Origin of the sequence: Modicisalibacter tunisiensis, assembly GCF_020148005.1 — a bacterium.
Taxonomy (GTDB): domain Bacteria; phylum Pseudomonadota; class Gammaproteobacteria; order Pseudomonadales; family Halomonadaceae; genus Modicisalibacter; species Modicisalibacter tunisiensis.
Genome location: NZ_JAGXFD010000001.1, coordinates 198,363 through 223,192, shown reverse-complemented (window position 1 = coordinate 223,192; position 24,830 = coordinate 198,363). Strand labels below are relative to the sequence as shown.

Genomic DNA, 24,830 nt, shown 5'->3' with positions numbered 1-24,830 from the left:
CAATTTGCCGCTTTCACGACCGGCGAGCATGCCAGAATAGGCAGCACCGAGGAAGGTTCGCAAAACGAACTTACGTTCGTCTAATGGATAAAAGGCTCGACCTCGGTAATCCTGACGTCAATTCGACCGCCGTGTCGCCTCGACTCATCATCCAACCAACAATCAAGGGGCTAGCCATGAACCGTACTCTTGCACGCTGTCTTCTCGCGCTGTCCGTCGCCGGCCTGGCAACCGGTGCCCAGGCCGAGACCACCCTGCGTCTGTCGCACTTCTGGCCCGGGGCCTCGGCGATCAACAAGCAGCTCTTCGAGCAGTGGGCCAAGACCGTCGAGAAGGAGTCCAACGGCGAGATCAAGGTCCAGAACTTCCCCTCGCAGACCCTGAGCCAGGCCGACGAGACCTATGATGCCGCGGTCAACGGCATCGCCGATATCGGCATTACCGCGCAGGGCTACACCAATGGCCGCTTCCCGCTGAGCCAGATCGTCGAATTGCCGGGCGTGGCCGAATCGGCGCCGCAGGGGGCCTGCGTGCTGCAGACGCTCTACGACGAGAACAAGATCGCCAGCGAGTACGACGATTCTCACGTGCTGTTCATGTTCACCACCGGCCCGGGCTATATCCACACCAAGGACACCGACGTCCAGAAGCCCGGCGATCTCGAGGGGCTGCGCATCCGTCGCCCGACGGCGGTGGCCGGCGAGATTCTCAAGAACATGGGCGCGCAGCCAGTGGGCATGCCCGCACCGGACATCTACACCTCGCTGCAGCGTGGCGTGATCGATGGCCTGAGCTTCCCGTGGGAAGGCATCAAGAGCTTCCAGCTCGGCGAGCAGCTCCACTACCACACCCAGGTACCGTTCTACACGCTGATCTTCGTCGCCACCATGAACCAGAACACCTACGACCGCCTCAGCCCCGAGGCCAAGAAGGTGATCGACGCCAACTCCGGCATGAAATGGGCGCAGAAGGCCGGTGACGTGTTCGCCGCCCAGGACAAGGCGGGCAAGGCGCAGGCCGAGAAGGCCGGCGACACCATTCGCGTGATCGACAATCCGCTGCAGGATTCCGCCTGGCAGAAGCCGCTGCAGGACGGGATCGACAGCTACCTGAGCGATCTCGAATCGCGCGGTCTCGATCAGGCGCGTGATGTCTATCAGGCGGCACTCGATGCCAGCCAGGCCTGCGGCCAGTAATCCGGAGACGCAGCATGCAAGCGCTTCTGAGAACCAGTCGCTGGCTGGAGCGTCTGTGCCGGGTCATCGCCGGCGCCGCGCTCGTCGGCATGCTGGCGGTGACGGTGATCGACGTCGCCCTGCGCTACCTCTATCGCCTCAGCGACGGCGCGCTGTCGCTGAGCGTGACGGGCAGTGTCGAGCTGGTCAGTTACCTGATGCTGTTCGCGCTGCTGGCGGCCATGGCCGCCAACGTCGAGAAGGGCCAGGTGGTGGTCGAGGCCTTCAGTCACGGGCTGAGCGAGACCGTCAAGGCGCGCGTTGCCGGCGTCTATCTGCTGGGCTTCGTGGCGCTGGGCGCGGTGCTGTGCGTGGGCCTGTGGGACTCGGCGGCGAGCGCGGCGTCCCATGGTGAGACGACCCAGGATCTGCGCATTCCCATGGCGCCCATCTATTACGTCGCCGCCGGGCTGTGCGCCCTGCTCAGCCTGCGTTGTCTGCTGCACGCCGTGCTCGGCACGGTGTTCGCTCACCAGGTGGAGAGCGTCGAATGAGTAGTGAAATGATCGGGGCGCTGGGGCTGGGGCTGCTGCTGGTGCTGATGGTGCTGCGCGTGCCGGTGGCGCTGTGCATGCTGATCGTCGGCGTCGGCGGCTTCTCCCAGGTGATCTCCTGGGGGGCCGCCGTCTCGATGGTCAAGTCGGTGCCCGTCGAGGTGCTGTCGAACTACAGCTTCAGCGCGATTCCCATGTTCATCCTGATGGGCGTGCTCGCGGCGCACTCCGGCATGGCCGGCAAGCTGTTCGATTCCACGCGCACCCTGTGCGGCGGCTGGAAGGGCGGCCTGGCGATCGCCGCGGTCGGCTCGTGCGGGATGTTCTCGGCGATCTCCGGCTCGTCGCTGGCCACCGCCAGCACCATGACCCGCGTGGCGCTGCCCGAGATGGAACGCCTCGGCTACAACCGCGGCCTGGCCACCGGCGCGCTGGCCGCCGGCGGCACCCTGGGCATCATGATTCCGCCGAGCATCGCCCTGCTGATCTACGCCATCCTCACCGAGCAGTCGGTGGGCGACATGTTCATCGCCGGCTTCGTGCCCGGGCTGATGGGGCTGCTGTTCTATGCCCTGACGGTGAGCATCGTGGTGCATGTCAAGCCGTCGCTGGCGGTGCCGGGCGAGCCGACCTCCTGGGGCGAGAAGCTGGCCTCGCTGGCGGGGCTGCTGCCGTTCTTCGGGGTCTTCCTGGTGATCATCCTGGGCATCTACTTCGGCCTGTTCACCCCCACCGAGGGGGCCAGCGTCGGCGCCTTCGCCACCCTGGTCTACGCCGTGGTCAAGGGGCTGCGCGGCCGGGAGCTGTGGACGGCGATCCAGGAGACCCTGGGTCTGTCGACGGTGGTGTTCTTCATGCTGGTGGGCGCCGATACCCTGGGCTACTTCATCTCGGTATCGCGGATCTCGTTCTCGATCAGCGACTTCATCTACGGGCTGTCGCTGTCGCCGATGCTGGTCGTGCTGTGCATCCTGCTGCTGTACTTCGTGCTGGGGATGTTCATGGACTCGATCGCCATGCTGGTGATCACCGTCCCGGTGGTGTTCCCGATCATCCAGACGCTGGGCATCGACCCGATCTGGTTCGGCATCGTCACCGTGCTGACCGTGGAGCTGGGGCTGATCACGCCGCCGGTGGGCATGAACGTCTTCGTCATCAAGGCGATGGCGCCGCATGTGCGGCTCGGCGAGATCTTCCGCGGCGTGTCGCCGTTCATCGCCTCCGACTTCGTGCGCCTGGCGCTGCTGATCCTGTTCCCGGCCCTGACGACCTACCTGTTGACCGTGTAGCCGGTTGTCGTCGCCACTCTGCCGCCGCCGGCCTCCGGGTCGCGGCGGTTTTCGGTCGGCTGACCCGGCCCCGCGGCTGGGGTAAAGTCGGGGCCCGTCCGTCGAGGGGCTCGTCGCTCATGCTCAATCCGCGCGTCAAGCTGCGTCACCTGCAGGCCTTTCTCGAGCTGGCCAAGCGGCGCAGCTTCGTGCGCGCCGCCGAGAGCCTGTCGATCTCGCAGCCGGCGCTCTCCAAGGCGATTCGCGAGCTCGAGGATCACCTCGGCACGCCGCTGTTCGAGCGCAGCCCGCAGGGGGTGTCGCTCAATCAGGCCGGGCTGACCCTGCTGCGCCACGCCGGGCCGGCGCTGCGTGCGCTGGACGAGGGCATCACGGCGATCGGCGACGCTCAGGGGGGCGAGCGGCGCATCCGGGTCGGCGCCCTGTCCACGGTGGAGAGCCGCTTCCTGCCGCAGGCCATCGAGCGCCTGCATGCCCGGCACGACGATATCGGCGTGCGGGTGGTCGACGGCCCCAGCGCCTACCTGCTGTCGCGACTGCGCGCCGGCGAGCTCGACCTGGTGGTGGGGCGCATGACCGAGGCCCGGGAGATCCGCGACCTGACCTTCGAACACCTCTACTACGAGCCGCTGGTGGTGGTGGTGCGCGCCGGCCATGCGTTGTCGTCCAGCCGGACGCCGCCGCTGCAGCGGCTCGGCGAGTTTCCCTGGGTGCTGCCGCCGCCGCAGACCACGCTGCGTCAGCAGGTCGACAGCTTCTGCGTGCGCCAGGCGCTGGCCTTGCCGGGCCGGGTGCTGGAGACGCTCTCGCTGGCCGTCAGCCGCCGCTACGTGCTGGACAGCGACGCCCTGTGGGTCGCCCCTCGCGAGGCGGTGATCGAGGACGTCGCGGCCGGGCGACTGGCGGTGCTGGAGGTGGGGCTGGAACGCCAGGGCGGCTCGGTCGGCCTGTGCATCAACGCCAGCCTGCGCCCCTCGCTGGCCCTGGAGGCGTTCTGCGAGATGCTGCGCGAGGTGGCGGCAGCGTATCGTTGAGTGCCCGGGGCGTCGCGTCACACGTACTCGGGATCGCTCGTCCTCACCGTCACGGCTTCCGCCTCGCCCGGCACCGTGATCGAGAACTCGCCGTTGCCCAGGTAGGTGGCGACATGCCCGTCATGGGTGCGGAAGCTCGGCAGCCCGCCCCGGGTGGCGCCATGCGCATGCAGGGGGCCGAGCTCGCGGGCATCGTCGAACACGTCGATCATGTACTCACGGCCCAGGTCGTCGAAGGCCATGATGGTTTTCTCGTGATGGGGCATGAGGGTCGTCTCCCGATCGGATTTTCACGCTGTCAGCGATAGGTCTAGCAGGCCGGCGCGGCGCTGACGAGGGGTCTTGTGCATCGGGCCATAACCCATGGGTTATGGTGGCGGCCCGAGATTTCATTTCCCCTCGGGCGAGGCCGCGGCGAGACTGGGCGACGCCTGTACCCCGAGGGGTACTCCACCGACTTCACGAGACGCCAGCCATGCAAGACTCCGACAACAAGCGCTTCGTGCCCCGCGATCGCAACTGGCACCCGCCTGCCTATGCGCCGGGCTACAAGACCACCGTGGCGCGTTCGCCGCGCCAGTCGCTGGTCAGCCTGCAGCATCCCAGCCGCAGCGAGCTGACCGGCCCCAGCTTCAAGGCGCTGCGCCTGGGGCTGCACGACAACGACCTGCTGATGAACTACCGCGAGGGCCAAGGGCAGGACGGCCTACCGGTCGGCGAGCGCATCGTCATGTTCGGCCGCGTCGTCGATCAGTTCGGCAAGCCGGTGCCGCATACTCTGGTGGAAATGTGGCAGGCCAACGCGGGTGGCCGCTACCGGCACAAGAAGGATGGCTACCTGGCGCCGCTCGACCCCAATTTCGGCGGCGTCGGCCGCTGTCTGACCGATGACCAGGGCTGGTATCACTTCCGCACCGTGCGTCCGGGGCCGTACCCCTGGCCCAACGATCCCAACTCCTGGCGCCCGGCGCACATCCACGTCTCGGTGATGGGCCCGGCGATTGCCACGCGGCTGATCACCCAGATGTATTTCGAGGGCGATCCGCTGATTCCGCGCTGCCCGATCGTCCAGACCCTCGCTGATCCGGAAGCGGTGGATACGCTGACCGGCCGCCTTGACATGGCGCGCAGCCGGCCGATGGATTATCTGGCCTATCGTTTCGACATCGTCACGCGCGGCGAGCTGCAGACCTATTTCGAGAATCAGGGGTGACATCATGAGCCAACAACCGACCCATGAAGGCGGCCTGCTGTACCGCGAGACACCGTCACAGACCGCAGGCCCCTACGTGCATATCGGCCTGGCGCTGGATGTCGCCGGCCTGCCGCTGCGCGACGAGGAGATCTGGAGCCGCATGGCCGCGCCGGAGGCCGAGGGCGAGCTGATCGAGCTGGTCGGCACGGTGATCGACGGCAACGGCGATCCGGTGCGCGATGCCTTCATCGAAGCCTGGCAGGCCGACGCCAACGGCGACTTCCAGCCGGACTTCGACCTGCAAAAACCGTTCAACAGCTTCGGGCGGTCCGCCACCACCGCCGACGGCGACAGCGAGTGGTCCTTCACCACCGTCAAGCCGGGGCGTGTGCCGGCCGCCAACGGCAAGCCGATGGCGCCGCACGTCTGCCTGGCGGTGTTCGCCCGCGGCATCAACATCCAGCTGAACACGCGGCTGTACTTCGACGACGAGGCCGAGGCCAATGCCGCCTGCCCGGTCCTCAACGCCGTCGAGTCGCCGGCCCGGCGCGAGACATTGATCGCCCGGCGCGAGGAGGCCGATGGCAAGGTGCGCTATCGTCTCGACATCCGCCTGCAGGGCGAGGGGGAAACGGTCTTCTTCGATTTCTGAATCGAAGTGATCGCTAACCTTCTGTGCAATGTGGCCCGGCGCTCTGCGGCGTCGGGCCGTGTCGTCTGTCATGACGACTGTCTCATCACGACAGACGAAGCGACGTCGCAATGCCAATTTGCGACATCGATGTCGTTTCTGCGTGCGTTCCTCCCTGCCTATCCGCAAGAATGACCGACAGGCGGAGGCCATTTAACCCTGTTCGGGTCGGCAGGTACTCTCTCCATGTCGGCCATTGGCAACCGCTCCACAACCCACAACAAGCACAAGACTCCCCGGCCTGTTCCGGGGTGAATCCGTGGACAGAGGAGAGAACCCGCATGGCATCCTCCCGGACAGCAAGCGCATCACCGACGGTCGGCCGCACCCCCGCTCCCCAGACCCTGGGGTTTCTGCTGCTGGACAACTTTACCCTGATTTCCCTGGCCTCGGTGATCGAGCCGTTGCGCATGGCCAACCAGCTGGCGGGGCGCGAGCTGTATCGCTGGTATACCCTGAGCTTCAACGGGGAGCCGGTGCGTGCCAGTGACGGGCTGCAGGTCACGCCGGATGCCTCGACGTCGATTCCGCTGTCGCTCGACTGGGTCGTGGTCTGCGGGGGCGTGGCGCCGCACCGCAGCGTGACCCGCGAGCATATCGCCTGGCTGCAGGCCCAGGCCCGCCAGTCCCGTCGCCTGGGGTCGGTGTGCACCGGCAGCTGGGCCCTGGCCAAGGCCGGCCTGCTGGATGGCTACGAGACCAGCATCCACTGGGAATGCCTGGCCGCGATGCAGGAGGCCTTCCCGCGGGTGCCGCTGACCACCCGGCTGTTCTCGATCGATCGCGACCGCTTCACCGCCTCCGGCGGCACCGCACCGCTGGACATGATGCTCAACCTGATCGGCCAGGACCACGGTCGCGAGCTGGCCGCCGGCATCTCCGAGATGTTCATCTACGACCGGGTGCGCGGCGAGCAGGACCAGCAGCGCGTGCCGCTCAAGCACGTACTGGGCACCACCCAGCCCAAGCTGCTGGAGATCGTCGCGCTGATGGAGGCCAATCTCGAGGAGCCCATCGCGCTCGATGAACTGGCCACCTACGTGGACGTGTCCCGACGCCAGCTGGAGCGGCTGTTCCAGAAGTACCTCAACTGCTCGCCGTCGCGCTATTACCTCAAGCTGCGCCTGACCCGGGCCCGGCAGCTGCTCAAGCAGACCTCGATGTCGATCATCGAGGTGGCCTCGGCCTGCGGCTTCGTGTCCACGCCGCACTTCTCGAAGTGCTACCGGGAGTACTTCGGCATGCCCCCGCGCGACGAGCGGGGCGGCATCGGCACGCGGCAGGGGCGCGGCGACGACGGCGAGCGATCCCGGGTGGTGCGTCGTGCCCTGCTGGAGACGTCCCCGGAACCCATGTCGAGTGCCGTGCTGGCGCTGAACCAGGCGCAGGGCGAGCCGACCTACGCCAGCGTGCCGCTCTAGATGTGATCTCGCGGCAGGTCGTTCATCCGGCGCCTGGCCGCGGGAGCGACTTCAGTCGCGATGAAGGCGCCGCCGGGCCGTCGGTGTCGGGGGGGAATCCTCTCCCGCACGCCTTCCGGTCAGGCTGACCGGCGTGGCTGCACATGCTAATGCGAGACCCCCGGCAGGGGGGGCACGGAAGAGAGCCCTTGCCGGAGATCCGGCACGGCCCTGTATACTGGCGCGATCCTCATTACCCGGGAACGCGATTGCATGACAAGGGACTGGTCGCGCAGGCTGCTGCGTTACATCCTGCTGGCCCTGGCCGCCTTCGTGCTGGCCTCGCTGGCGATGGTCCTGTTCTTTCGCGTGGTGCCGGTATTCGGCTCGATGGTGATGGTCGAGCGTCAGGTGCAGGCCTGGACGGCGGGCGAGTCGCTCGACATTCGCCAGTCCTGGATGCCCTGGGAGCGGCTCTCCGACAATGCCAAGCTGGCGGTGATCGCCGGCGAGGACCAGCGCTTTCCCGACCACTTCGGCTTCGACTTCAACCAGCTGCGCAAGGCACTCACCACCTGGCAGTCGGGCGGGGATCTGCGCGGCGCGAGTACCATCAGCCAGCAGACCGCCAAGAACCTGTTCCTGTGGACCGGACGCAGCTGGGTTCGCAAGGGGCTCGAGGCCTGGTTCACGGTGCTGCTCGAGACGCTGTGGCCCAAGCAGCGCATTCTCGAGGTCTATCTCAACATCGTCGAATGGGATGACGGCGTGTTCGGCCTCGAGGCGGCGGCCCAGCACTACTTCGGGGTGTCCGCCGACAACCTGAGCGTGCTGCAGGCCAGCCGGCTGGCGGCGATCCTGCCCAATCCGCGCGGCTGGAGCGCCTCGCGACCCTCCGCCCATGTCGCGCGTCGCAGCCGCTGGATTCGTCAGCAGATGCGCCAGCTGGGCGGCACGGCCTATCTCGAGCGGCTGTAGGCCACGATCTGACCGATAACCGAATCGTTATCTCGGCAGGCCCGGGTGCCGACTGGCAGCCGCGACGGCGCCCCGTTATGGTGTGGCTCCTCTCGCCAATCAACGAGGCGCTTCTCATGACTGCACGCAAGATCGGCCTCGTCGGCCTGGGCAAGATCGCCCGCGATCAGCACCTGCCGGCGCTTGCCGCCAACCCCGATCTCGAGCTGGTGGCGGTGGCCGGCCACGGCGCCAGCCTGGACGGCGTCGACGGCTTCGCGTCGCTCTCGGCGATGCTCGCGGCACGCCCCGACCTCGACGCGATCACCCTGTGCACGCCGCCGGGCGTGCGCCATGCGCTGGCGGCGGAAGCGCTCGCCGCGGGCAAGCCCGTGATGCTGGAAAAGCCGCCCGGCGCCACGCTCGGCGAGGTCGAGCTGCTGGCCCGGCAGGCCGAGAGCGCCGGCCTGACCCTGTTCGCCAGCTGGCATTCCCGCCATGCGCCGGGGGTGGCGCCGGCCCGCGAATGGCTTGCCGGCCGCGAGATTCACCGTGTGCAGATCGTGTGGAAGGAGGACGTGCGCGTCTGGCACCCCGGTCAGGAGTGGATCTTCGAGCCCGCCGGCATGGGCGTGTTCGATCCCGGCATCAACGCCCTGTCGATCGTCACCGCGATCCTCCCGCGGCCGTTCTTCCTGCGCGATGCGCTGCTGCAGGTGCCGGCCAACCGCCAGGCGCCGATCGCCGCGCAGCTGCGCTTCATGGACACCGCGGGAGCGCCGGTCGAGGCCGATCTCGACTTCCTGCAGACCGGGCCCCAGACCTGGGACATTTACGTGGAAACCGACGCCGGCCGGCTGACGCTGACGAAGGGCGGCAGCGAGCTGACGATCGCCGGCGAGTCGGTACCCGTGGGCCCGGCCGGGGAGTACCCGGCCCTGTATGCGCGTTTCGCCGAGCTGCTCGATAGCGGCGCGTCCGACGTCGACCCGGCCCCGCTGCGTCACGTCGCCGACGCCTGCCTGCTGGGGCGGCGCGAGGCGGTGGCGTCCTTTCATTTCCCCTGACATGCCAACGCCGGGCGAGTCGCCCGGCGTTGGCTAGGCATTGTCTGAAAACTGTCTGCGCTCGGCCATACTGCGTTAAAAATCAGCTCAAAATGCTCATTTACACCCCGTAAACTCCGCCTTTTCGCTGATTTTTGCCTTGTCTGACCTTCGCTCGTCGACTTTTCAGACAGTGCCTAGTGTCGGCTTCAGTCCCGGGCCTTACTCCTCGGGCAGCGCGTAGGCGACCACCTGATCGCCGACCTGCTGCTTGAGGATGGTGTTGCCGCCGCCGATGAAGACCACGTATTCGCGGCCCTGGTACTCGTAGACCGCCGGGTTCGATACGGACGGCGCCTGGGCCTGGTCCGACCACAGTTCCTTGCCGCTCTCGAGCGAGTAGGCCCGGACCCTGGCATCCATCGAGGCGCCGATGAACACCACGCCGCCGGCGGTGACCGCCGGTCCGCCGATGGTCGGCGATCCCCAGCTTTCGGGCATGAAGAAGCCGTACTGCTGGGAGGCGCCGACGGGCCGGCGCCATTTCACGTCACCGGTGGTCATGTCCAGCGCGACCAGTTCGCCGTAGGGCGGCTCCCAGCAGGGCATGCCGAGCCAGTTGCGGGCCACCTCGAGCCGCAGCCCGTAGGGCGCGCCCGTCTGCGGCGCGAAGCCGCTCTCGTTGCCGGAGCCGCTGTCGGCCTTCTCGTAGGCCTGGCGGTCATAGAGCTTGATGGTCTGCACGATGTGCGAGGTGTTGACGATCGCGGTCTGGCTCTCGGGGTCGAAGGCCACGCCGCCCCACTGGATGCCGCCGGCGCTGTCGGGATAGGCCAGGGTGCCTTCGCCCCGGGTGGTGGGCGGCGTGTACATGCCCTGGTAGGTCAGCTTGTCCCACAGCGCCGAGCACTCACCGCCGCCGACCGCATCGGCCAGCCACCAGACCTCGGGTTTCTTCGACTGGTCGAGCAGTGGCTTGGGCTTGGTGGGGAAGGGTTGGGTCGCCGCGTACTTCTCGCCCTTCACGGAACCGTCGCCCTGCGGCACCGGGCGCTCCTGGATGGGCCACACGTCCTCGCCGGTCAGCCGGTTGACGACGAACAGGAAGCCCATCTTGGTCGACTGGATCAGCGCCGGAATCCGCTTGCCGTCGACGGTGATGTCCATCAGCGTCGGCGCGGCGTTGATGTCATAGTCCCAGACGTCATGGTGTACCCACTGGCGTGACCACACCACCTTGCCGGTGTCGACATCGAGCGCCGTCGTGGAGGTGGCCAGCGGGGCCTTTTCGGTGCGGTTGCCGCCCCAGTAGTTGGGCGAGGGCGAGGACACCGGCAGGTAGACGAGGCCGTGTTCCTCGTCGGCCGACATCTGCGTCCAGACGTTGGCGGTGCCACTCTTCTCGCGCATCGCGTCGGAGAGTGCCTGGAAGGTCCATTCACGCTCGCCGGTGCGGGCATTGATGGAGAACACCGTGCCCGGCGGTGCCTGCTCGAAGGCCCAGTCCTTGCCGGCCCAGCCGAGGATCAGGTGATCGCCGACCACGGTCGGCGGCTGCAGCACCGACAGCGGCCACTTGGCGTGGGTGTCGTTCCACTGGTTGATGTCGAGTACGCCATTGTCGGCGAACGACTGACAGGCCTTGCCGGTGTCCGCGTCCACGGCGAACAGGCGCGCATCCATGGTGCCGATGTAGACGATCTTCTGGCACGGTTCGCCGGCGACCGGGTCCTCCGCCTGCCAGTAGGCGACGCCGCGGTTCTTGAGCGCGGGCTGGGTCATGGCCTCGAGCTTGGACTGGGTGTCGAAGCTCCACTTCTGCTCGCCGGTGGCCGGGTCGAGCGCCAGGATGCGGTAGAACGGCGTGCCGATGTACAGCGTGTCGTTGGCGAAGATGGGCGTCGCCGACCAGACTGTGGCAGGCAACTCGCCCGAGCCGTCCGAGACGTCGCCGGTATGGATTTCCGGGTATCCGGATTATCTGGTTGGTATGCGAGAGCGAAAGGTGGCCGACAAACTCAACCCACAACGGATTAGCTGGTTGATGGCTCGCTGAGTACGCTCACTTGCTAGAGAGCAGATACTTCACCAAACAGGCGATGCCCAGGACCAGTAGCAATAGTAGGGCAATTCCGATCACTGGCATTATCCAGCCCATCGCCCCCATCATCCCGCAATCTGGTAGTGTCGTGTTCATCGTGACAGGGCTCCCTGTGGTGTCCATGCCCAAAACCCGTGGTGCCGCCGCCCAGTGGCACCACGGTCGCGCTCATATCGTTCACCCGGCACAGCAGGACAACTGCGTCACATCCTTGGTGAAAGTCTGGGCACAGAGCTTGAGCCCTTCCACCATGGTCAGGTAGGGAAACAGCTCATTGGCGATGTCGTGTACGGTCATGCGTGCGCGTAGCGCCATCACCGCCGTCTGGATCAGCTCACCGGCTTCCCCCGCCACCGCCTGCACCCCCAGCAACCGGCCCGAGTCGCGTTCGGCCACCAGCTTGATGAAACCACCGGTGTCGAAATTCACCAGCGCACGCGGCACGTTTTCCAGGTCCAGCTCACGGGTATCGACGCTGAAGCCTTGCTCGATGGCCTCGGCTTCCGTCAGGCCGACGGTGGCCACCTGGGGGTCGGTGAAGATCACCGCCGGCATGGCGCTCAGGTCCAGGGTGGCTTCGCCCCCGGTCATGTTGACGGCAGCCCGGCTGCCCCCGGCGGCGGCGACATAGACGAACTCCGGCTGATCGGTGCAGTCACCGGCGGCATAGAGCCCCGGCACCGTGGTGTGCAGATGCTCATCGACCAGAATAGCCCCATGTGCGGTTTCCACGCCGAGGCTCGCCAGGTTCAGGGCCTCGGTATTGGGTGTCCGTCCGGTGGCCACCAGCAGTTGATCCGCCCGCAAGGTGCCGGCGTTGGTGTCGACAATGAATTCATTGTCGGTGTAGTCCACACGGCTCGCCTGGGTCTGCTTGAGGACCTCGATGCCCTCGCGGCGAAACGCCGCCTCCACCGCATCCCCTACCGCCGGGTCTTCCTGGGAGAGCAGGCGGCTGCGGGCCAGCACCGTGACCCGGCTGCCCAGCCTGGCGAAGGCCTGGGCCAGTTCCAGGGCCACCACCGAGGCGCCGATCACAATCAGCCGCTCGGGAAGAGTGTCCAGGGCCAGAGCACTGGTAGAGGTCAGGTAGGGGGTGTCGGCAAGACCCGGGATCGGCGGTACTGCCGGTCGGGCGCCAGTACCGATGAAGGCGCGGTCGAAGTGGACGACCTGCTCGCCGCCCTCGTTCAGCTTGACCATCAGGCTATGGGCATCGATAAACCGGGCCTCGCCGTGCAGGACAGTGATGGCCGGGTGGTCGCGCAGAATCCCCTCGTACTTGGCGTCACGCAGTTCCTCGACACGTCGCTGCTGCTGCTCGAGCAGCTTGGCCCGATCCACCACCGGCGCCTGGGCGCTCAGGCCTGCATCGAAGGGACTTTCCGTACGCAAGTGGGCAATATGGGCCGCGCGAATCATGATCTTCGAAGGCACACAGCCTGTATTGACACAGGTACCGCCGACGGTGCCGCGTTCGATCAGGGTGATCCGGGCGCCGCGCTCGGCGGCCTTCAGGGCCGCCGCCATGGCGGCGCCGCCGCTGCCGATCACCGCGATGTGCGGGGCGTCTTCATCACGGCCCTTGGACACCGATGCGCCTGCCGGGGAAGTGGGCCCACTGTTGGCCAGTCGAGCTTGGTAGCCAAGTCGGGTCACGGCAAACGTCAACGCCGAGGCCGGTGTCCCCGGATCAACGGCTACCGATGCCGTCCTCTGAGGATAGGATACCTCCACCGACTGCACGCCGGGCAGCTTCTCCAAGGCTTCCCTGACATGATCCGCACAGCGGTCACAGGTCATGCCGCTCACGTTGAGTTCAATCATCACGTTTCTCCGAGTCTTCATTAGTAAAGCCGGCATCCTGCTTCCGCTTGTGGTATCGCGCGTAGAGAGGTAAGCCGATGACGATGGCCAGGACGGCAAACAGCAGGTAATCGAGATAGCCTGCCAACGCGGCCAGGCCCGCCGTACCGAATAGCACCAGGGCGATTGGCCCGGCGCAACACAGCACCATCAACCCGGTGCCAAGCACGACGCTTATAAATTTCTGCGAATCTTTCACGCTTATTCCTTCACCGTGACGGACAAGCTCGTAAACAACTCACCCGATGACCGCGATGTGCAGCTGCTTGATGTCACTCAGGGGGCGTATTCCTTGATTTGATAGAGCCGTTGTCACAACAGGCGTCGAACTGCTTCTTACGCCAAATCGCATAAATGGTCAGGCCGATGAAGAAGGCCAGGGCCGGCAATAACACAACGTCGAGATAGCCCGTCAGCGCCGCCAGGCCCACCGTGCCAAGCAGGATCACCAGGATCGGCGTAAAGCAGCACAATGCCACCAGGACGGTGCCGATCACGCTCACGCGCAGCAGGGTCTTGGGATTCTTCATGATCACTCTCGATCCGCTTGCGAGGATGTCGGGGTTGATGGATACCCAGCGTTGGTGGTGGCCTCGGTCAATGCCTCCACCGACGTTCGGGCGTCGTCAAAGGTGACCACGGCCTCGAGATCCGCGTAGCTCACGTCGACTTGCGAGACGCCGTCCACCTTGTTGAGGGCGGCCTTGACGGTGATCGGGCAGGCGGCACAGGTCATGCCCGGCACCGACAGCTTCACGGTCTGCAAGGCCGCTAAGGCGGGCGTGCTGAGCAGGGCGAGTAGCGCGATGAAGGCGAAACGAGCTTTCATGGTAGATCTCCTTTTAATAGAACAAGGGCAAGACGTAGGGGAATACCAGGGCGATTAGCACCAGCAGCGATACGAGCCAGAAGATCGCCTTGTAGCCCGTCCTGACCCGTGGCACGGCACACACCTCTCCCGGCTGGCACTTTTCCACTGGCCGAAAGACGCGACGCCAGGCGAAGAACATCGCCACCAGCGCGACGCCGATAAAGAGCGGGCGATAGGGCTCCAGCGACGCCAGATTGCTGATCCAGGCGCCGGAAACGCCCAGCGTGATCAGAACCAGCGGGCCGAGGCAACACGCCGAGGCCAGGAGGGCCGCGACTCCTCCGGCGGCCAGGGGCCCTCGCCCCGTTTTAGGTGTCCGCATTGACGATTCTCCTTTCGGGATGGGGGGAGCTACGATAAGGTTACTTCCGTAGCTTGGTACGGAGTCAAGCATCATGAAGAGACATGCAGATAAAGTGGCGGACACCATGACCATTGGCGGCCTGGCCAAGGCGGCCGGCGTCAATGTCGAGACAATCCGCTATTACCAGCGACGAGGGCTATTATCGGAGCCCGAACGACCTCCCGGAGGTATTCGACGCTATAGTGCCGCCGATATCGACAGGTTGACGTTCGTGAAAACGGCGCAGCAGCTGGGCTTTAGTCTGGATGAGATCAGTGACCTACTTCGGCTGGAAGATGGCGCCCACTGTCAAGAAGCCAGTGCTCTCGCAGAGCACAAGTTAGGGGACGTTCGCGAGAAGATCGACAGGCTTGAAAGAATTGAGAAGGTGCTGAGCGAAATGGTCGACCGATGCCATGCACAACAAGGCAATATCACTTGCCCGCTAATTGCGTCATTGCATGAAGGGCTCAGAGAAGCAGAAGACCCAAGGGAGTAAATCACCTTCAGTTCGTAGAAAACAACGCGGTCAAAGAGTCGCAATCATCTATGGACCATGTCGACAAGGAAAGTTTGCATGACCAGCTTGCCTGACAACATCCTGCACCTTCCCGAGTACCACGTCCTAGCCACCAAGATGGAAGAGCATGATCTCCACTACCAGGTCGAAGCTCCTGAGCCTCTAGCTTGCGAGGAATGCGGCGTTGAGAGTGAGTTTGTCAGGTTCGGCAAGCGCGATGTGGCCTATCGCGACCTACCCATCCACGGAAGGCGGGTCACCCTCTGGGTGGTCCGTCGCCGCTACACCTGCCGGGCGTGTGGAAGGACGTTCCGGCCAGCTCTTCCGGAAATGGTAGACGATCACCGCATGACGCGGAGGCTTTACAACCACGTCGAGAAGGAAGCCTTCAATCACCCCTACGCCTACGTGGCTGATACCACGGGCCTCGACGAGAAGACTGTCCGCGAGATATTCAAGAAGAAGGCTGAGTTCCTGGCAGCCTGGCATCGCTTCGAGACACCCCGCTGCCTGGGGATCGACGAGCTGTACCTGAACCGCCGCTACCGCTGCATCCTGACCAACCTGGAGGAGCGTACCCTACTGGACCTGCTGCCCGGTCGCCAGCAGGACGCGGTGACGAGGCGCCTCATGAGCATGACCGAGCGCCACCAGGTCGAGATCGTCAGCATGGATATGTGGAAACCCTACCGCCGTGCTGTCCAGGCGGTGCTGCCGCAGGCTCGCATTGTGGTCCCTGAATTCAATCAATAAGCGCAGCACCTGCGGTATCCAGGGCTCCTGAGTATTCTCCCAGGAACACCTGTGCCGGTGTCAGATAGCCGAGCCGTTTTCGTGGACGGTCATTCAGTTTTCTGACCACCCTGCGCAGCTCGGCATCGGTGACCTGACGGAAGTCCGTTCCCTTGGGGAAGTACTGCCGTATCAGGCCATTCGTGTTCTCATTGGTCCCCCGCTGACCGGAGCAGTAGGCATCACAGAAGTACGTCGCTGCTGTCACTGCCTTGGCCACGGCTTCGTGGTCGGCGAATTCCGAGCCATTGTCCAGCGTGATGGTCTGGACAGCGCCCCGGCGAGGCTTCAGCAGGCGGATCATGGCGGCTTTCGTCAGCTTCGCTGAAATTTTCGGCAGCCGCGCCGCCAGCAGATAGCCGCTGCGGCGCTCAACCAGCGTGACTAAGCCCGATTGTTTGTGGCCCTGGATCACGGTGTCGCCCTCCCAGTGGCCGATGAAGCGCCGGTCATTGACCGCCGTTGGACGGTGTTCGATTCCCACGCGGTTGGGGATCTTGCCGAGCCCTGCGCTCTTGGCCTGGGCACGGTGCTTGCTGCGACGCTTGGGCTGACGGAGGTATTGCCAGAGATCACCACCACGGGCCTTGTCATCCCAGATCAAGGAGTAGATCCATTGGTGACTCACGCCTATGCCGACCAAGGGCGCCATGAAGCCGCTGATCTGCTCCGGGCTCCACTCCTCACGCAGCCGGTCGGCAACGGCGGTGATCATGCTGGGCAAGCGCTTCGTCCACTTCCAGGCGGTGCGCCGCCGGTGATCACTACGGGCCTGGGCCTGTTCGGGGTCGTAGCCGCTGGCAGTGGCGTTGCGGCGCAGCTCACGGCTGATTGTGCTGCTGTGGATGCTCAGTTCCCTGCCGATCTGGCGCTGGCTGATGCCCAAGTCATAGCGGGCGTGGATCTGGTATCGTTGGGTCTGGGTCAGCTGTCGGTATCCCATGCTCTGCTTCACTTTGGTCGGTAAAGCAGGGAGGGTACCGGCGCTGGCCCTCCTCCCTCCACCGTGCGGTCCAAAGTGCTGCGGTTATTCTATGAATCCAGGGTCGATAAGTTCCACGTCGTGCGAATGGCCAACGAGGCCTTGGAAAAGGTCCGCAAGGGGCTCAGGAAAAAGCTGACGTCCAACCAGCGCCGAACCCTCAAGGGTGACCGGAAGATCCTGCTGAAGCGCGCTCACGATGTCTCAGATCGCGAACGGCTCATCATGGAGACCTGGACAGGGGCATTCCCCCAGCTCTTGGCGGCCTACGAGCACAAGGAGCGGTTCTTCCACATCTGGGACGCCACAACCCGGCGTGACGCCGAGAAGGCGCTGACTGCCTGGATTGACGACATCCCACAGGGGCAAAAGGAGGTCTGGAAAGATCTCGTCAGTGCTATCAGTGGCTGGCATGAGGAGATGCTGACCTACTTCGAGACCGACATCCCGATCACCAACGCCTTCACGGAGTCAATCAACCGGCTGGCCAAGGATAAGAACCGCGATGGCCGTGGCTACTCATTCGAGGTGATGCGGGCCCGGATGCTCTACACCACCAAGCACAAGAAGAAGGTGCCGCAGACCAAGGAATCCCCCTTCCTGGGCAAGGCCACCATGACCTACAGCATGGGTCTTCCCGAGCCTGAGAAAAACTACGGCGTCGATCTATCAACCTTCTGGAAGAGTTAAGGGTTCGAAGGAGCAAGGGGCTCCATCTACCACTTAATCCGGATACCCGCCTTAACTAGTCAGGAACTTAGCCATCCATGCGCTTCCTCAAAACCTTACCTCAGCGAGACAACGGGCAGCCCGGCTTACCCGGGCTGCCAAAGGATTCCGCTAGTTATTTAGGCTGTCGCACAACACGCAGATACGGTGTCTTCTCGTCCCAGCCTTCGGGAAAGCGCTCTTTGGCTTCATCACTCGATAGTGAAGGGGAGATAATGACGTCCTCACCGCTCTGCCAATCCACGGGGGTCGCCACCTTGTGCGTGTCGGTCAGCTGAAGCGAGTCGATAACCCGTAGGATCTCGTCGACGTTGCGCCCGGTACTCGGCGGATAGGTCAGCATCAGGCGTATCTTCTTGCTGGGGTCGATGATGAAAACGGTGCGTACCGTCACCTTGGGATCGGCTTTGGGATGAATCATCCCGTACAGCTCAGCGACCACCTGATCGTCGTCGGCCAGCAACGGGTAGTTCAGCGCCGCACCCTGGGTGGTCTCGATATCCTTGGCCCAGCCGGTATGCGAATCCAGCGGATCGACGGACACACCGATCAGCTTGGCGCCACGCTTGTCGAACTCACTTTTGCGCTTGGCAAACGCGCCAAGCTCTGTCGTGCAGACAGGCGTATAGTCGGCCGGGTGAGAAAATAGCACGGCCCAGCTATCACCAAGCCATTCGTGGAAGCTGACGGTGCCTTCCGTTGATTCGACCGTGAAATCGGGGGCTGTCTCTCCAAGTTGCAATGCCATCACGCTATCCTCAGGTTAGATATTTGGAAGATGCAGCTTAAACGCTAATCCTTATACCCACCATAAGGTCAAGCCTCTTTTGAAAAGGCTACAGCCCAGCAGTCTGGCGTGTAGCTAATCAAACGATGTGCTTGCCTTAGGGCCAGATTAGGGTTTTAGAATCAAGGGCTGGACTCAGCCGGCCGACTCATGGCCCTCACTACCTCAGGAAGCGATAGCCCTTGGAATCTCTCTCTTCTATCGGTCTGATTGGCGCGTTTGCAGGTGGCTTGATCTCCTTCTTCTCGCCCTGCACGTTGCCGCTCTTGCCGGGCTACCTTTCCGTCGTCACGGGCGGCAGCGTCAACAAACGGGACAAGAAAATCGAGGCGCTGATACTGAGCGTTTTCTTTGTGACTGGCTTCACACTGGTATTCATCATCCTGGGGCTAGGTGCCAGCTCACTCAGTCAGCTCCTGCGAGGCTACCGTCAGGAGCTCAACTGGATCACAGGCTCGGTGGTCATCCTGCTAGGGGTCTTCATGACCGGCCTGTTCAACGTCCCGATCTTTCAGCGTACCTTACAATTCAATCCTCGTTTTCAGGGCGGATCGCCGCTGTCGGCCACGGCCTTCGGCGTATCGTTCGCCATTGGCTGGACGCCCTGTATCGGCCCCATCCTCGGTGCGATTCTGATGGCTACCTCCAATGCCGCCAGTGCACAGCATGGAATGATCTATCTGAGCGTGTACTCCGCCGGGTTGGCGTTGCCCTTTCTGGCGAGTACGCTCTGCGTCAACAGCCTCAGCCGCCATAGCAAAAAGCTTGGCAGGTGGAGCGCCTACACCCGGCCGGTCGCCGGTATAATCCTGATTCTCATGGGCATCGCCATCGTCTCGGGCACCATGACACGGCTCTCCAGCTTCATGATCGGCCTGTTTCCCTCCCTGGCGACGCTGGGATAAGCGGGAATAGCGAAGCATGGCGGAAGCGAAACGTCTGACAGGGCGATACTGCGGTTGCAGCAGTAACCCAAGCTCGCATGCCGAGAAGCGCAATGAGTCGCCGCGACCAACACACCATGCATTCACAATGTCGCTGCAAGGTCCGGCGTGTCTCTGCTCAGCGCTTATTGCCTGAGCCAGCCCTACATAGTTGTTGTTTGCTCTCCTCGCTGATACCCGCCAGGATGCCGCAGGCACTGATTTCTCGTCCATCATTGCAACTCGCCCTCAGGGCAACGAGCTGTTTCTCAAGCGTCTGCAGTGCGGTTATCTGCGACCGCACATGAGAGATGTGGTCATCGAGCATGGCGTTGACGGCGGTACAAGGCTGGTGAGGGCCGTCCTGATAGCTCTGTAGCTCGCGAATCTCTGCCAGTGACAGGTCCAGGATTCGGCAGCGACGGATAAAGGCAAGCTGCTCGATATGCCGCTTCGTGTAGATACGGTAACCATTCTCCTGCCGGTCTGGCAATGGCAACAGGCCCCGCTGCTCGTAGAAGCGGATCGTCTGGGGGTCGACACCCGCTATCTGTGCTAACTGACCAATGCGCATCAGGCTTTCTCCTCAACGAATCATCTGTCCCATTGACCTTATGGTGGCTATATGGTTTTTAATACTAGCAATCTATGTTGGTTAACTGGAGCCGTATCGTGAGTAAATCCTGTGATGGCCCATGTGGCTGCGATGCAACGCCTGCAGCGGATACCGATATGCCGGTCTCTTCCGAAGCGTCAGGGGAATGGGTCAGCGTGTATGCCGTGCCGAAGATGGATTGCCCCTCAGAAGAACGGATGATCCGCTTGGCGCTGAACGGCTTTGATGAGATTCGAACGCTGTCCTTCGACTTGTCGAACCGTCGGTTGGAGGTCGTGCATGACGGCGAGGCTGAGCCCATTACCGCGAAACTAGCGACCTTGGGGCTAGGCGCCTCTCTTCAGGAAACCGTCATTGCCGACCCAGAGACAATCAGGGCCGCTGAGAGCTCGGCGGCTTCTGCCGCGCAAGAGTCCGGCACCCTGCGTTGGTTACTCGGTATCAATGCCGTCCTGTTCGTGGTGGAAATGACGACCGGCCTGATCGCGCACTCCACCGGCCTGATTGGAGAATCCCTGGACAATTTTGCCGATGCGGCCGTGTACGGGCTCGCCCTGTATGCCGTAGGGCACAGTGCGAAGATGCAGGTGCGTGCCGCGCATCTGGCAGGGGTACTGCAACTGATTTTGGCTATCGGCGTACTCGTCGAGGTGGTGCGACGCTTTGTTTTCGGTAGTGAGCCTGAATCGCTGATGATGATGGCGATTGCATTCGTCGCACTGATTGCCAATACCACCTGCCTGCTGATGATATCCAAGCATCGCGAGGGCGGTGCGCATATGAAGGCAAGCTGGATATTCTCGGCCAACGACGTGGTGATCAACATGGGCGTCATCGCCGCAGGCGCCCTGGTGGCGTGGACCGGATCCAATTATCCGGATCTGATTATCGGCAGCATCGCGGGGGTCATTGTGCTCAACGGTGCCAGGCGCATTCTGGCGCTCAAGGCGTGAAGCTGCGCAGCGCGTAGCTATCGCGATTAGAATTCTCGATCGAAGCGACTTTACGATCGATGCGCTAGGCCTGAACGCCGACGAGTAGCGCGAGGTCCGGAGCCAGGAAGATGATGGATAGTATCTGGCTGGTACTCGGCCTGGCGCTGCTTCCCGCGTTGGGAAACTTCAGTGGTGGGCTCGCTGCGGAGGCCTCCCGAACTACCGGGCGCCGTCTCAATTACGCCCTTCATGGCGCCGCCGGCCTCGTTATTGCGGTAGTGGCGGTGGAAATCATGCCACGCGTGCTGGAGGGCCTTTCAGCCTGGGTAATCGCCCTCGCTTTCGCGCTGGGTGGCATTGCTTACGTAGGCATCGAGAAGCTCGTTGAGAGTCTCCAGAAGCGGCAAGGTCAGCAGGGAGAAGGCGGTCAGACGAGTGTCTGGATGATCTATATCGCCGTGTCCATCGACCTGTTCAGCGATGGCCTCCTGATCGGGGCGGGGTCGGCGGTCTCACCGTCGGTCGCGATAATCCTGGCGGCGGGTCAGGTGCTCGCGGATGGCCCTGAGGGGTTCGCGATGATCGCCAACATGAAAGACAAAGGGATTCCCCGCAGCAAGCGCTTGCTGATCTCTGCCTCCTTAGCGGTTCCCGTACTCTCGGCAGCCGTCTTTGCTTACTTCGTACTCAGGAACCAGCCGGAGGCATTTAAGCTAGCGGCACTGACGTTCACGGCAGGCCTTCTCACGGTCGCTGCCATCGAAGATATGGTCTCCGAGGCTCACGAGAGCGGTGACGATACGCACATCTCACCGCTGGCTTTCATAGGCGGCTTCGTCCTGTTCGTTCTGGTATCAGCGGGCTTGGAAGGGGTGGTATCGCAAAGCTAACGTACTGCTCCCCAACACAGCCACTGTCGTGCTGGCCGAATACGAAGCAGCTCCCAGCTTACGGCGCACCTAGTCGAGTCCAGAAACATTCACTTTGCCACCCTGGCCAGCCGGCCGAATGAATTGACGCAGCTTGATTAAGCGGAGCAAGAAAGCATGAGCCACAGGGTTGATCCTGGATTCGGAGGCGAGAATGGCGGGTGATAAATACGCGCTACCCTCTGGCCTATACATTGGCGTGCGCCACAAGTCGCTTCTAACAGGGGTGATGGCCCTGCTTGCCGGAGGCGCCATGCCGCTTGCCTTTGCCCCTGTGGGCTGGGCATGGCTGGCGGTAATTGCTCTGGCAGCATTTTTTGCCCTGACCTCGCAGCCCTCAAGACGTCAAGCTCTATGGTCGGCCTACCTCTTTGGCCTTGGTTACTTCGGCGTAGGAATCTCCTGGGTCTTTATCAGCATCAGCCAGTACGGCAATGGCCCCGTGGTGGCGGTGTTAGCCACGGCGGCCTTTGTCTCGCTGCTCGCCCTCTTTCCATGGGGCGTCGTGTATCTCGTGCGCCGCCTGCGCCCTGAGATGGACGCAATGACGCTCTGGCTAGGACTACCGGCGGCATGGGTGCTGAGTGAATGGATGCGCACCTGGTTCTTGACCGGCTTTCCCTGGCTCTTCATTGGCTACAGCCAAACCGACACCACATTTGCCACCATCGCCCCCGTCTTTGGCGTACTTGGCGTGAGTTTTCTGGTGGCGCTGCTCGCTGGCGGGCTTGCCTGGGTTATCCTGGGGCCAAGCCTGCGCCGTGCTGCGGTAGTCGGTGCCGTGTTAGTCGCTACCCTCGCCGGCTTGCAACTGCTGGATCGTGAATGGACGCAGCCAGCCGCTGACCCAATCGATGTCGTCCTATTGCAAGGAAACATCGCGCAAGACAAGAAATGGGACCCGAGCTACCGGGACATCACACTTGAGCGCTATCAGGCGCTTACCGCGCAGCATCTCGGGGCCGACATCGTGATCTGGCCAGAAGCGGCAATCCCGATGTGGCATGACCAGGCCAAAGAGTATCTTGCTGAGCTTGAGGCGTTAGCCGATCAGGCAGGCACATCGTTAATGATTGGCGTCCCGGTACGCGAGGCGGAGGGCCGTACCTACAACGCCGTGGTAAGCCTCTCCGATCCCTCAGGCTTCTACTACAAACGCCACCTGGTGCCCTTCGGTGAATATGTTCCGTTTCGGGATCTTTTGGGGTCGGCCCTCGACGTGCTCGGGGCGCCCATGTCCGACTTCACACCGGGACGGGAAGCGCACGTCCTGAATGCAGCAGGGGTGCCCGTAGGGGCACTCATCTGCTACGAGGCGGTCTTTGGTGCCGAAGTCACTGAGCTTCTGCCCGAAGCGCAGTTACTGGTGAATGTCAGCAACGATGCCTGGTTCGGCAGCTCGCTCGGCCCCCTCCAGCATTTCCAGATGGCACGCATGCGTGCCATCGAAACCGGACGTGACCTTCTTCGAGCCACGAACACCGGTATCACAGCAGCCATCAATCATGAGGGCAAAGTGCTCAAGCGTGCTCCGCAGTTCGAAGTGGCCACCCTCAGCGCCGAAGTGACACCGCGAACTGGCGCGTCCCCTTATGTGCGCTGGCGGGATTGGCCTGTCCTTGGCCTGACCGCACTCGGACTCGGCCTGCTCCTGCTCCGTCGAATTCGTCGGCATCATCGGTTGGGTACATGACGCTTGTTATTTAGCAGCGAGCAAATTCTAGATTGGGTCAGGAGGAAGGGGATATGTCTACTTATGGCAGTCGGCTCGCAGAGAAAGCCCACGAGCCGGGAAAGGCGATGCGCTGGCTGTGGCTCTCGCTCCTGTTACTGTTTGTCGATCAGGCGAGCAAGTACCTTGCCAGCACCATGCTAGCGCATGGTGAAAGCGTGCCTGCCGCACCCTTCTTCAATTGGGTCCACCGCCACAATACGGGGGCGGCCTTCAGCTTTCTCGCGGATGTCGGCGGTTGGCAGCAGCCGCTTTTCATCGGACTGGCCCTGGTTATCTCGATATTACTGGTGTACTGGCTTTGGCGTTCACCACGCGTACTGAGTTATCGGCTCGCCCTCAGTGCGATCCTCGGCGGCGCGTTGGGCAATGTCGCAGATCGCTTGCGGTTAGGCTACGTAGAGGATTTTCTCGATTTTCACTATGCCCAGTGGCACTGGCCATCGTTCAACCTAGCGGACGTATGGATCTTCCTCGGTGTCGCCCTCTTTATTTGGGCGGAAATACGACATCAACCAGGCAGCCGCCGCCGCTGAATCGCCTAGCGTCTTCGCTATCGCATGCTTGACTTCCGGAATAGGCGCGTCCTGGGCCTTGATAAGGCGGCACGCCTTCATGAGCCAGCTGTACGTTCCTGATGCACGACTGCTGCCAAGGGCTCTGCTGCATCCTAACCAATCTGGAAGAGCGCACCCTGCTGGACCTGCTACCCGGTCGTCAGCAAGAGAGGGTGACAAGACGCCTCATGAGCATGGCCAACCGCCACCAGGTCGAGATCGTCAGCATGGACATGTGGAAGCCCTACCGCCGCGCCTTCCAGACGGTGCTGCCACAGGCCCGTATCGTGGTCGATAAGTTCCACGTCGTGCGCATGGCCAACGAGGCCTTAGAGAAGATCCGCAAAGGCCTAAGGAAGGAGTTGAAGCCCAATCAGCGCCGGACCCTCAAAGGTGACCGGAAAATCCTGCTGAAGCGCGCTCACGACGTTTCAGACCGCGAACGGCTCATCATGGAGACCTGGACAGGAGCATTCCCCCCAGCTCTTGGCGGCTTACGAGCACAAGGAGCGCTTCTACCATATCTGGGACTGTACCAATCGGCGTGGTGCCGAACAGGCTCTCGCCACCTGGATTGACAACATCCCTCAGGGGCAGAAGGAGGTTTGGAAGGATCTCGTCAGCGCCGTCAGTGGCTGGCGTGAAGAGATGCTGACCTACTTTGAGACCGACATCCCGATCACCAACGCTTTCACGTAGTCGATAAACCGCCTAGCTGTCGGGTCCCGGATGATCAAATGAGCTATAGGAGTTATCCTCTGCTGGCAGCCAGAGAGCTTCTACAGCAATTCATCCGGGAGCAGGTT

25 protein-coding genes and 3 pseudogenes are annotated in these 24,830 nt (G+C 63.1%); 18 read left to right on the top strand and 10 right to left on the bottom strand.

Going from position 1 to position 24,830, the window contains the following annotated elements:
- Nucleotides 1–176: 176 nt before the first annotated feature.
- From KGQ91_RS01025 to pcaQ, 4 genes are all read left to right on the top strand, one after another.
- The gene (locus KGQ91_RS01025) at nucleotides 177–1,196 is read left to right on the top strand and encodes a TRAP transporter substrate-binding protein (protein WP_163649260.1); all 1,020 of its coding nucleotides are present in this window, start codon (nucleotides 177–179) and stop codon (nucleotides 1,194–1,196) included.
- A gap of 14 nt (nucleotides 1,197–1,210) precedes the next feature.
- On the top strand, nucleotides 1,211–1,729 hold the full coding sequence (locus KGQ91_RS01020) for a TRAP transporter small permease (RefSeq protein ID WP_163649259.1): 519 nt from the start codon (nucleotides 1,211–1,213) through the stop codon (nucleotides 1,727–1,729).
- Entirely contained in the window at nucleotides 1,726–3,018 is a 1,293-nt protein-coding gene (locus KGQ91_RS01015) for a TRAP transporter large permease (protein ID WP_163649258.1), read from the top strand. The genes KGQ91_RS01020 and KGQ91_RS01015 overlap by 4 nt, the downstream gene beginning before the upstream one ends.
- A gap of 119 nt (nucleotides 3,019–3,137) precedes the next feature.
- Nucleotides 3,138–4,052 carry a pca operon transcription factor PcaQ gene (gene pcaQ / locus KGQ91_RS01010; protein WP_163649257.1) on the top strand — a complete coding sequence of 305 codons (915 nt, stop codon included), beginning with the start codon at nucleotides 3,138–3,140 and terminating at the stop codon, nucleotides 4,050–4,052.
- A gap of 17 nt (nucleotides 4,053–4,069) precedes the next feature.
- Here pcaQ and KGQ91_RS01005 read toward each other — a convergent pair whose 3' ends face one another.
- A complete protein-coding gene (locus KGQ91_RS01005) occupies nucleotides 4,070–4,318 on the bottom strand; it encodes a hypothetical protein (RefSeq protein ID WP_163649256.1) in 249 nt (82 codons plus the stop codon).
- A gap of 209 nt (nucleotides 4,319–4,527) precedes the next feature.
- Between KGQ91_RS01005 and pcaH the strand changes: the two genes are divergently transcribed.
- The 5 genes from pcaH (at nucleotide 4,528) to KGQ91_RS00980 (ending at nucleotide 9,362) form a co-directional block, all read left to right on the top strand.
- Entirely contained in the window at nucleotides 4,528–5,265 is a 738-nt protein-coding gene (pcaH, locus tag KGQ91_RS01000; RefSeq protein ID WP_224420034.1) for a protocatechuate 3,4-dioxygenase subunit beta, read from the top strand.
- 4 nt (nucleotides 5,266–5,269) lie between these two features.
- Nucleotides 5,270–5,899 carry a protocatechuate 3,4-dioxygenase subunit alpha gene (gene pcaG / locus KGQ91_RS00995; protein ID WP_224420033.1) on the top strand — a complete coding sequence of 210 codons (630 nt, stop codon included), beginning with the start codon at nucleotides 5,270–5,272 and terminating at the stop codon, nucleotides 5,897–5,899.
- A gap of 320 nt (nucleotides 5,900–6,219) precedes the next feature.
- The gene (gene gbdR, locus KGQ91_RS00990) at nucleotides 6,220–7,359 is read left to right on the top strand and encodes a choline metabolism transcriptional regulator GbdR (protein WP_224420032.1); all 1,140 of its coding nucleotides are present in this window, start codon (nucleotides 6,220–6,222) and stop codon (nucleotides 7,357–7,359) included.
- A gap of 252 nt (nucleotides 7,360–7,611) precedes the next feature.
- A complete protein-coding gene (mtgA, locus tag KGQ91_RS00985) occupies nucleotides 7,612–8,316 on the top strand; it encodes a monofunctional biosynthetic peptidoglycan transglycosylase (RefSeq protein ID WP_224420031.1) in 705 nt (234 codons plus the stop codon).
- A gap of 116 nt (nucleotides 8,317–8,432) precedes the next feature.
- Nucleotides 8,433–9,362: a Gfo/Idh/MocA family protein gene (locus tag KGQ91_RS00980; RefSeq protein WP_224420030.1), complete on the top strand. Its 930-nt coding sequence runs from the start codon at nucleotides 8,433–8,435 to the stop codon at nucleotides 9,360–9,362.
- A gap of 201 nt (nucleotides 9,363–9,563) precedes the next feature.
- Here KGQ91_RS00980 and KGQ91_RS00975 read toward each other — a convergent pair whose 3' ends face one another.
- The 6 genes from KGQ91_RS00975 to merT form a co-directional block, all read right to left on the bottom strand.
- Nucleotides 9,564–11,303 carry a pyrroloquinoline quinone-dependent dehydrogenase gene (locus tag KGQ91_RS00975; RefSeq protein WP_455429896.1) on the bottom strand — a complete coding sequence of 580 codons (1,740 nt, stop codon included), beginning with the start codon at nucleotides 11,301–11,303 and terminating at the stop codon, nucleotides 9,564–9,566.
- Nucleotides 11,304–11,619: 316 nt separating this feature from the next.
- Nucleotides 11,620–13,269 (bottom strand): mercury(II) reductase, encoded by a 1,650-nt coding sequence (merA, locus tag KGQ91_RS00970; protein ID WP_008957401.1) that lies wholly within the window; start codon nucleotides 13,267–13,269, stop codon nucleotides 11,620–11,622.
- Nucleotides 13,262–13,507, bottom strand: coding sequence for a mercury resistance system transport protein MerF (merF, locus tag KGQ91_RS00965; RefSeq protein WP_008957402.1), 246 nt, complete (start codon nucleotides 13,505–13,507; stop codon nucleotides 13,262–13,264). Before merF (KGQ91_RS00965) ends, merA begins: the two co-directional genes overlap by 8 nt.
- A 73-nt stretch (nucleotides 13,508–13,580) precedes the next feature.
- On the bottom strand, nucleotides 13,581–13,838 hold the full coding sequence (gene merF / locus KGQ91_RS00960; RefSeq protein WP_008957403.1) for a mercury resistance system transport protein MerF: 258 nt from the start codon (nucleotides 13,836–13,838) through the stop codon (nucleotides 13,581–13,583).
- 2 nt (nucleotides 13,839–13,840) lie between these two features.
- A complete protein-coding gene (gene merP / locus KGQ91_RS00955) occupies nucleotides 13,841–14,137 on the bottom strand; it encodes a mercury resistance system periplasmic binding protein MerP (protein WP_006911918.1) in 297 nt (98 codons plus the stop codon).
- A gap of 13 nt (nucleotides 14,138–14,150) precedes the next feature.
- Nucleotides 14,151–14,501 carry a mercuric ion transporter MerT gene (gene merT, locus KGQ91_RS00950; protein ID WP_008957404.1) on the bottom strand — a complete coding sequence of 117 codons (351 nt, stop codon included), beginning with the start codon at nucleotides 14,499–14,501 and terminating at the stop codon, nucleotides 14,151–14,153.
- A 73-nt stretch (nucleotides 14,502–14,574) separates the two neighbouring features.
- Here merT and merR point away from each other — a divergent pair, with 73 nt between their 5' ends.
- Both merR and KGQ91_RS00940 read left to right on the top strand, forming a co-directional pair.
- Nucleotides 14,575–15,021, top strand: a complete 447-nt coding sequence (merR, locus tag KGQ91_RS00945; RefSeq protein ID WP_006911920.1) for an Hg(II)-responsive transcriptional regulator — start codon at nucleotides 14,575–14,577, stop codon at nucleotides 15,019–15,021.
- A 78-nt stretch (nucleotides 15,022–15,099) separates the two neighbouring features.
- Nucleotides 15,100–15,789: pseudogene (locus KGQ91_RS00940) on the top strand (transposase); the annotation flags it as partial.
- On the opposite strand, the gene KGQ91_RS00935 reads toward KGQ91_RS00940, so the two are convergent.
- The gene (locus tag KGQ91_RS00935) at nucleotides 15,785–16,777 is read right to left on the bottom strand and encodes an IS30 family transposase (protein WP_224414865.1); all 993 of its coding nucleotides are present in this window, start codon (nucleotides 16,775–16,777) and stop codon (nucleotides 15,785–15,787) included. The pseudogene KGQ91_RS00940 and the gene KGQ91_RS00935 overlap by 5 nt on opposite strands.
- A gap of 102 nt (nucleotides 16,778–16,879) precedes the next feature.
- Here KGQ91_RS00935 and KGQ91_RS00930 point away from each other — a divergent pair.
- Nucleotides 16,880–17,506 (top strand): annotated as a pseudogene (locus tag KGQ91_RS00930) (ISL3 family transposase); the annotation flags it as partial.
- A gap of 154 nt (nucleotides 17,507–17,660) precedes the next feature.
- Here KGQ91_RS00930 and KGQ91_RS00925 read toward each other — a convergent pair.
- Nucleotides 17,661–18,293 carry a peroxiredoxin gene (locus KGQ91_RS00925; RefSeq protein WP_152478303.1) on the bottom strand — a complete coding sequence of 211 codons (633 nt, stop codon included), beginning with the start codon at nucleotides 18,291–18,293 and terminating at the stop codon, nucleotides 17,661–17,663.
- 221 nt (nucleotides 18,294–18,514) lie between these two features.
- Between KGQ91_RS00925 and KGQ91_RS00920 the strand changes: the two genes are divergently transcribed.
- Nucleotides 18,515–19,237, top strand: a complete 723-nt coding sequence (locus tag KGQ91_RS00920) for a cytochrome c biogenesis CcdA family protein (protein ID WP_224420028.1) — start codon at nucleotides 18,515–18,517, stop codon at nucleotides 19,235–19,237.
- 157 nt (nucleotides 19,238–19,394) lie between these two features.
- On the opposite strand, the gene cadR is transcribed toward KGQ91_RS00920, so the two are convergent.
- Nucleotides 19,395–19,829: a Cd(II)/Pb(II)-responsive transcriptional regulator gene (gene cadR, locus KGQ91_RS00915; RefSeq protein WP_152478302.1), complete on the bottom strand. Its 435-nt coding sequence runs from the start codon at nucleotides 19,827–19,829 to the stop codon at nucleotides 19,395–19,397.
- A gap of 98 nt (nucleotides 19,830–19,927) precedes the next feature.
- Here cadR and KGQ91_RS00910 point away from each other — a divergent pair, with 98 nt between their 5' ends.
- The 5 genes and pseudogenes from KGQ91_RS00910 to KGQ91_RS00890 form a co-directional block, all read left to right on the top strand.
- On the top strand, nucleotides 19,928–20,824 hold the full coding sequence (locus KGQ91_RS00910; protein ID WP_152478301.1) for a cation efflux transmembrane domain-containing protein: 897 nt from the start codon (nucleotides 19,928–19,930) through the stop codon (nucleotides 20,822–20,824).
- Between the two features lie 110 nt (nucleotides 20,825–20,934).
- A complete protein-coding gene (locus KGQ91_RS00905; RefSeq protein ID WP_224420027.1) occupies nucleotides 20,935–21,696 on the top strand; it encodes a ZIP family metal transporter in 762 nt (253 codons plus the stop codon).
- A gap of 292 nt (nucleotides 21,697–21,988) precedes the next feature.
- Entirely contained in the window at nucleotides 21,989–23,428 is a 1,440-nt protein-coding gene (gene lnt, locus KGQ91_RS00900) for an apolipoprotein N-acyltransferase (protein ID WP_263478928.1), read from the top strand.
- A gap of 53 nt (nucleotides 23,429–23,481) precedes the next feature.
- Nucleotides 23,482–24,003: a signal peptidase II gene (lspA, locus tag KGQ91_RS00895; RefSeq protein WP_008930575.1), complete on the top strand. Its 522-nt coding sequence runs from the start codon at nucleotides 23,482–23,484 to the stop codon at nucleotides 24,001–24,003.
- A gap of 128 nt (nucleotides 24,004–24,131) precedes the next feature.
- Nucleotides 24,132–24,720: pseudogene (locus KGQ91_RS00890) on the top strand (ISL3 family transposase); the annotation flags it as partial.
- Nucleotides 24,721–24,830 lie beyond the last annotated feature (110 nt).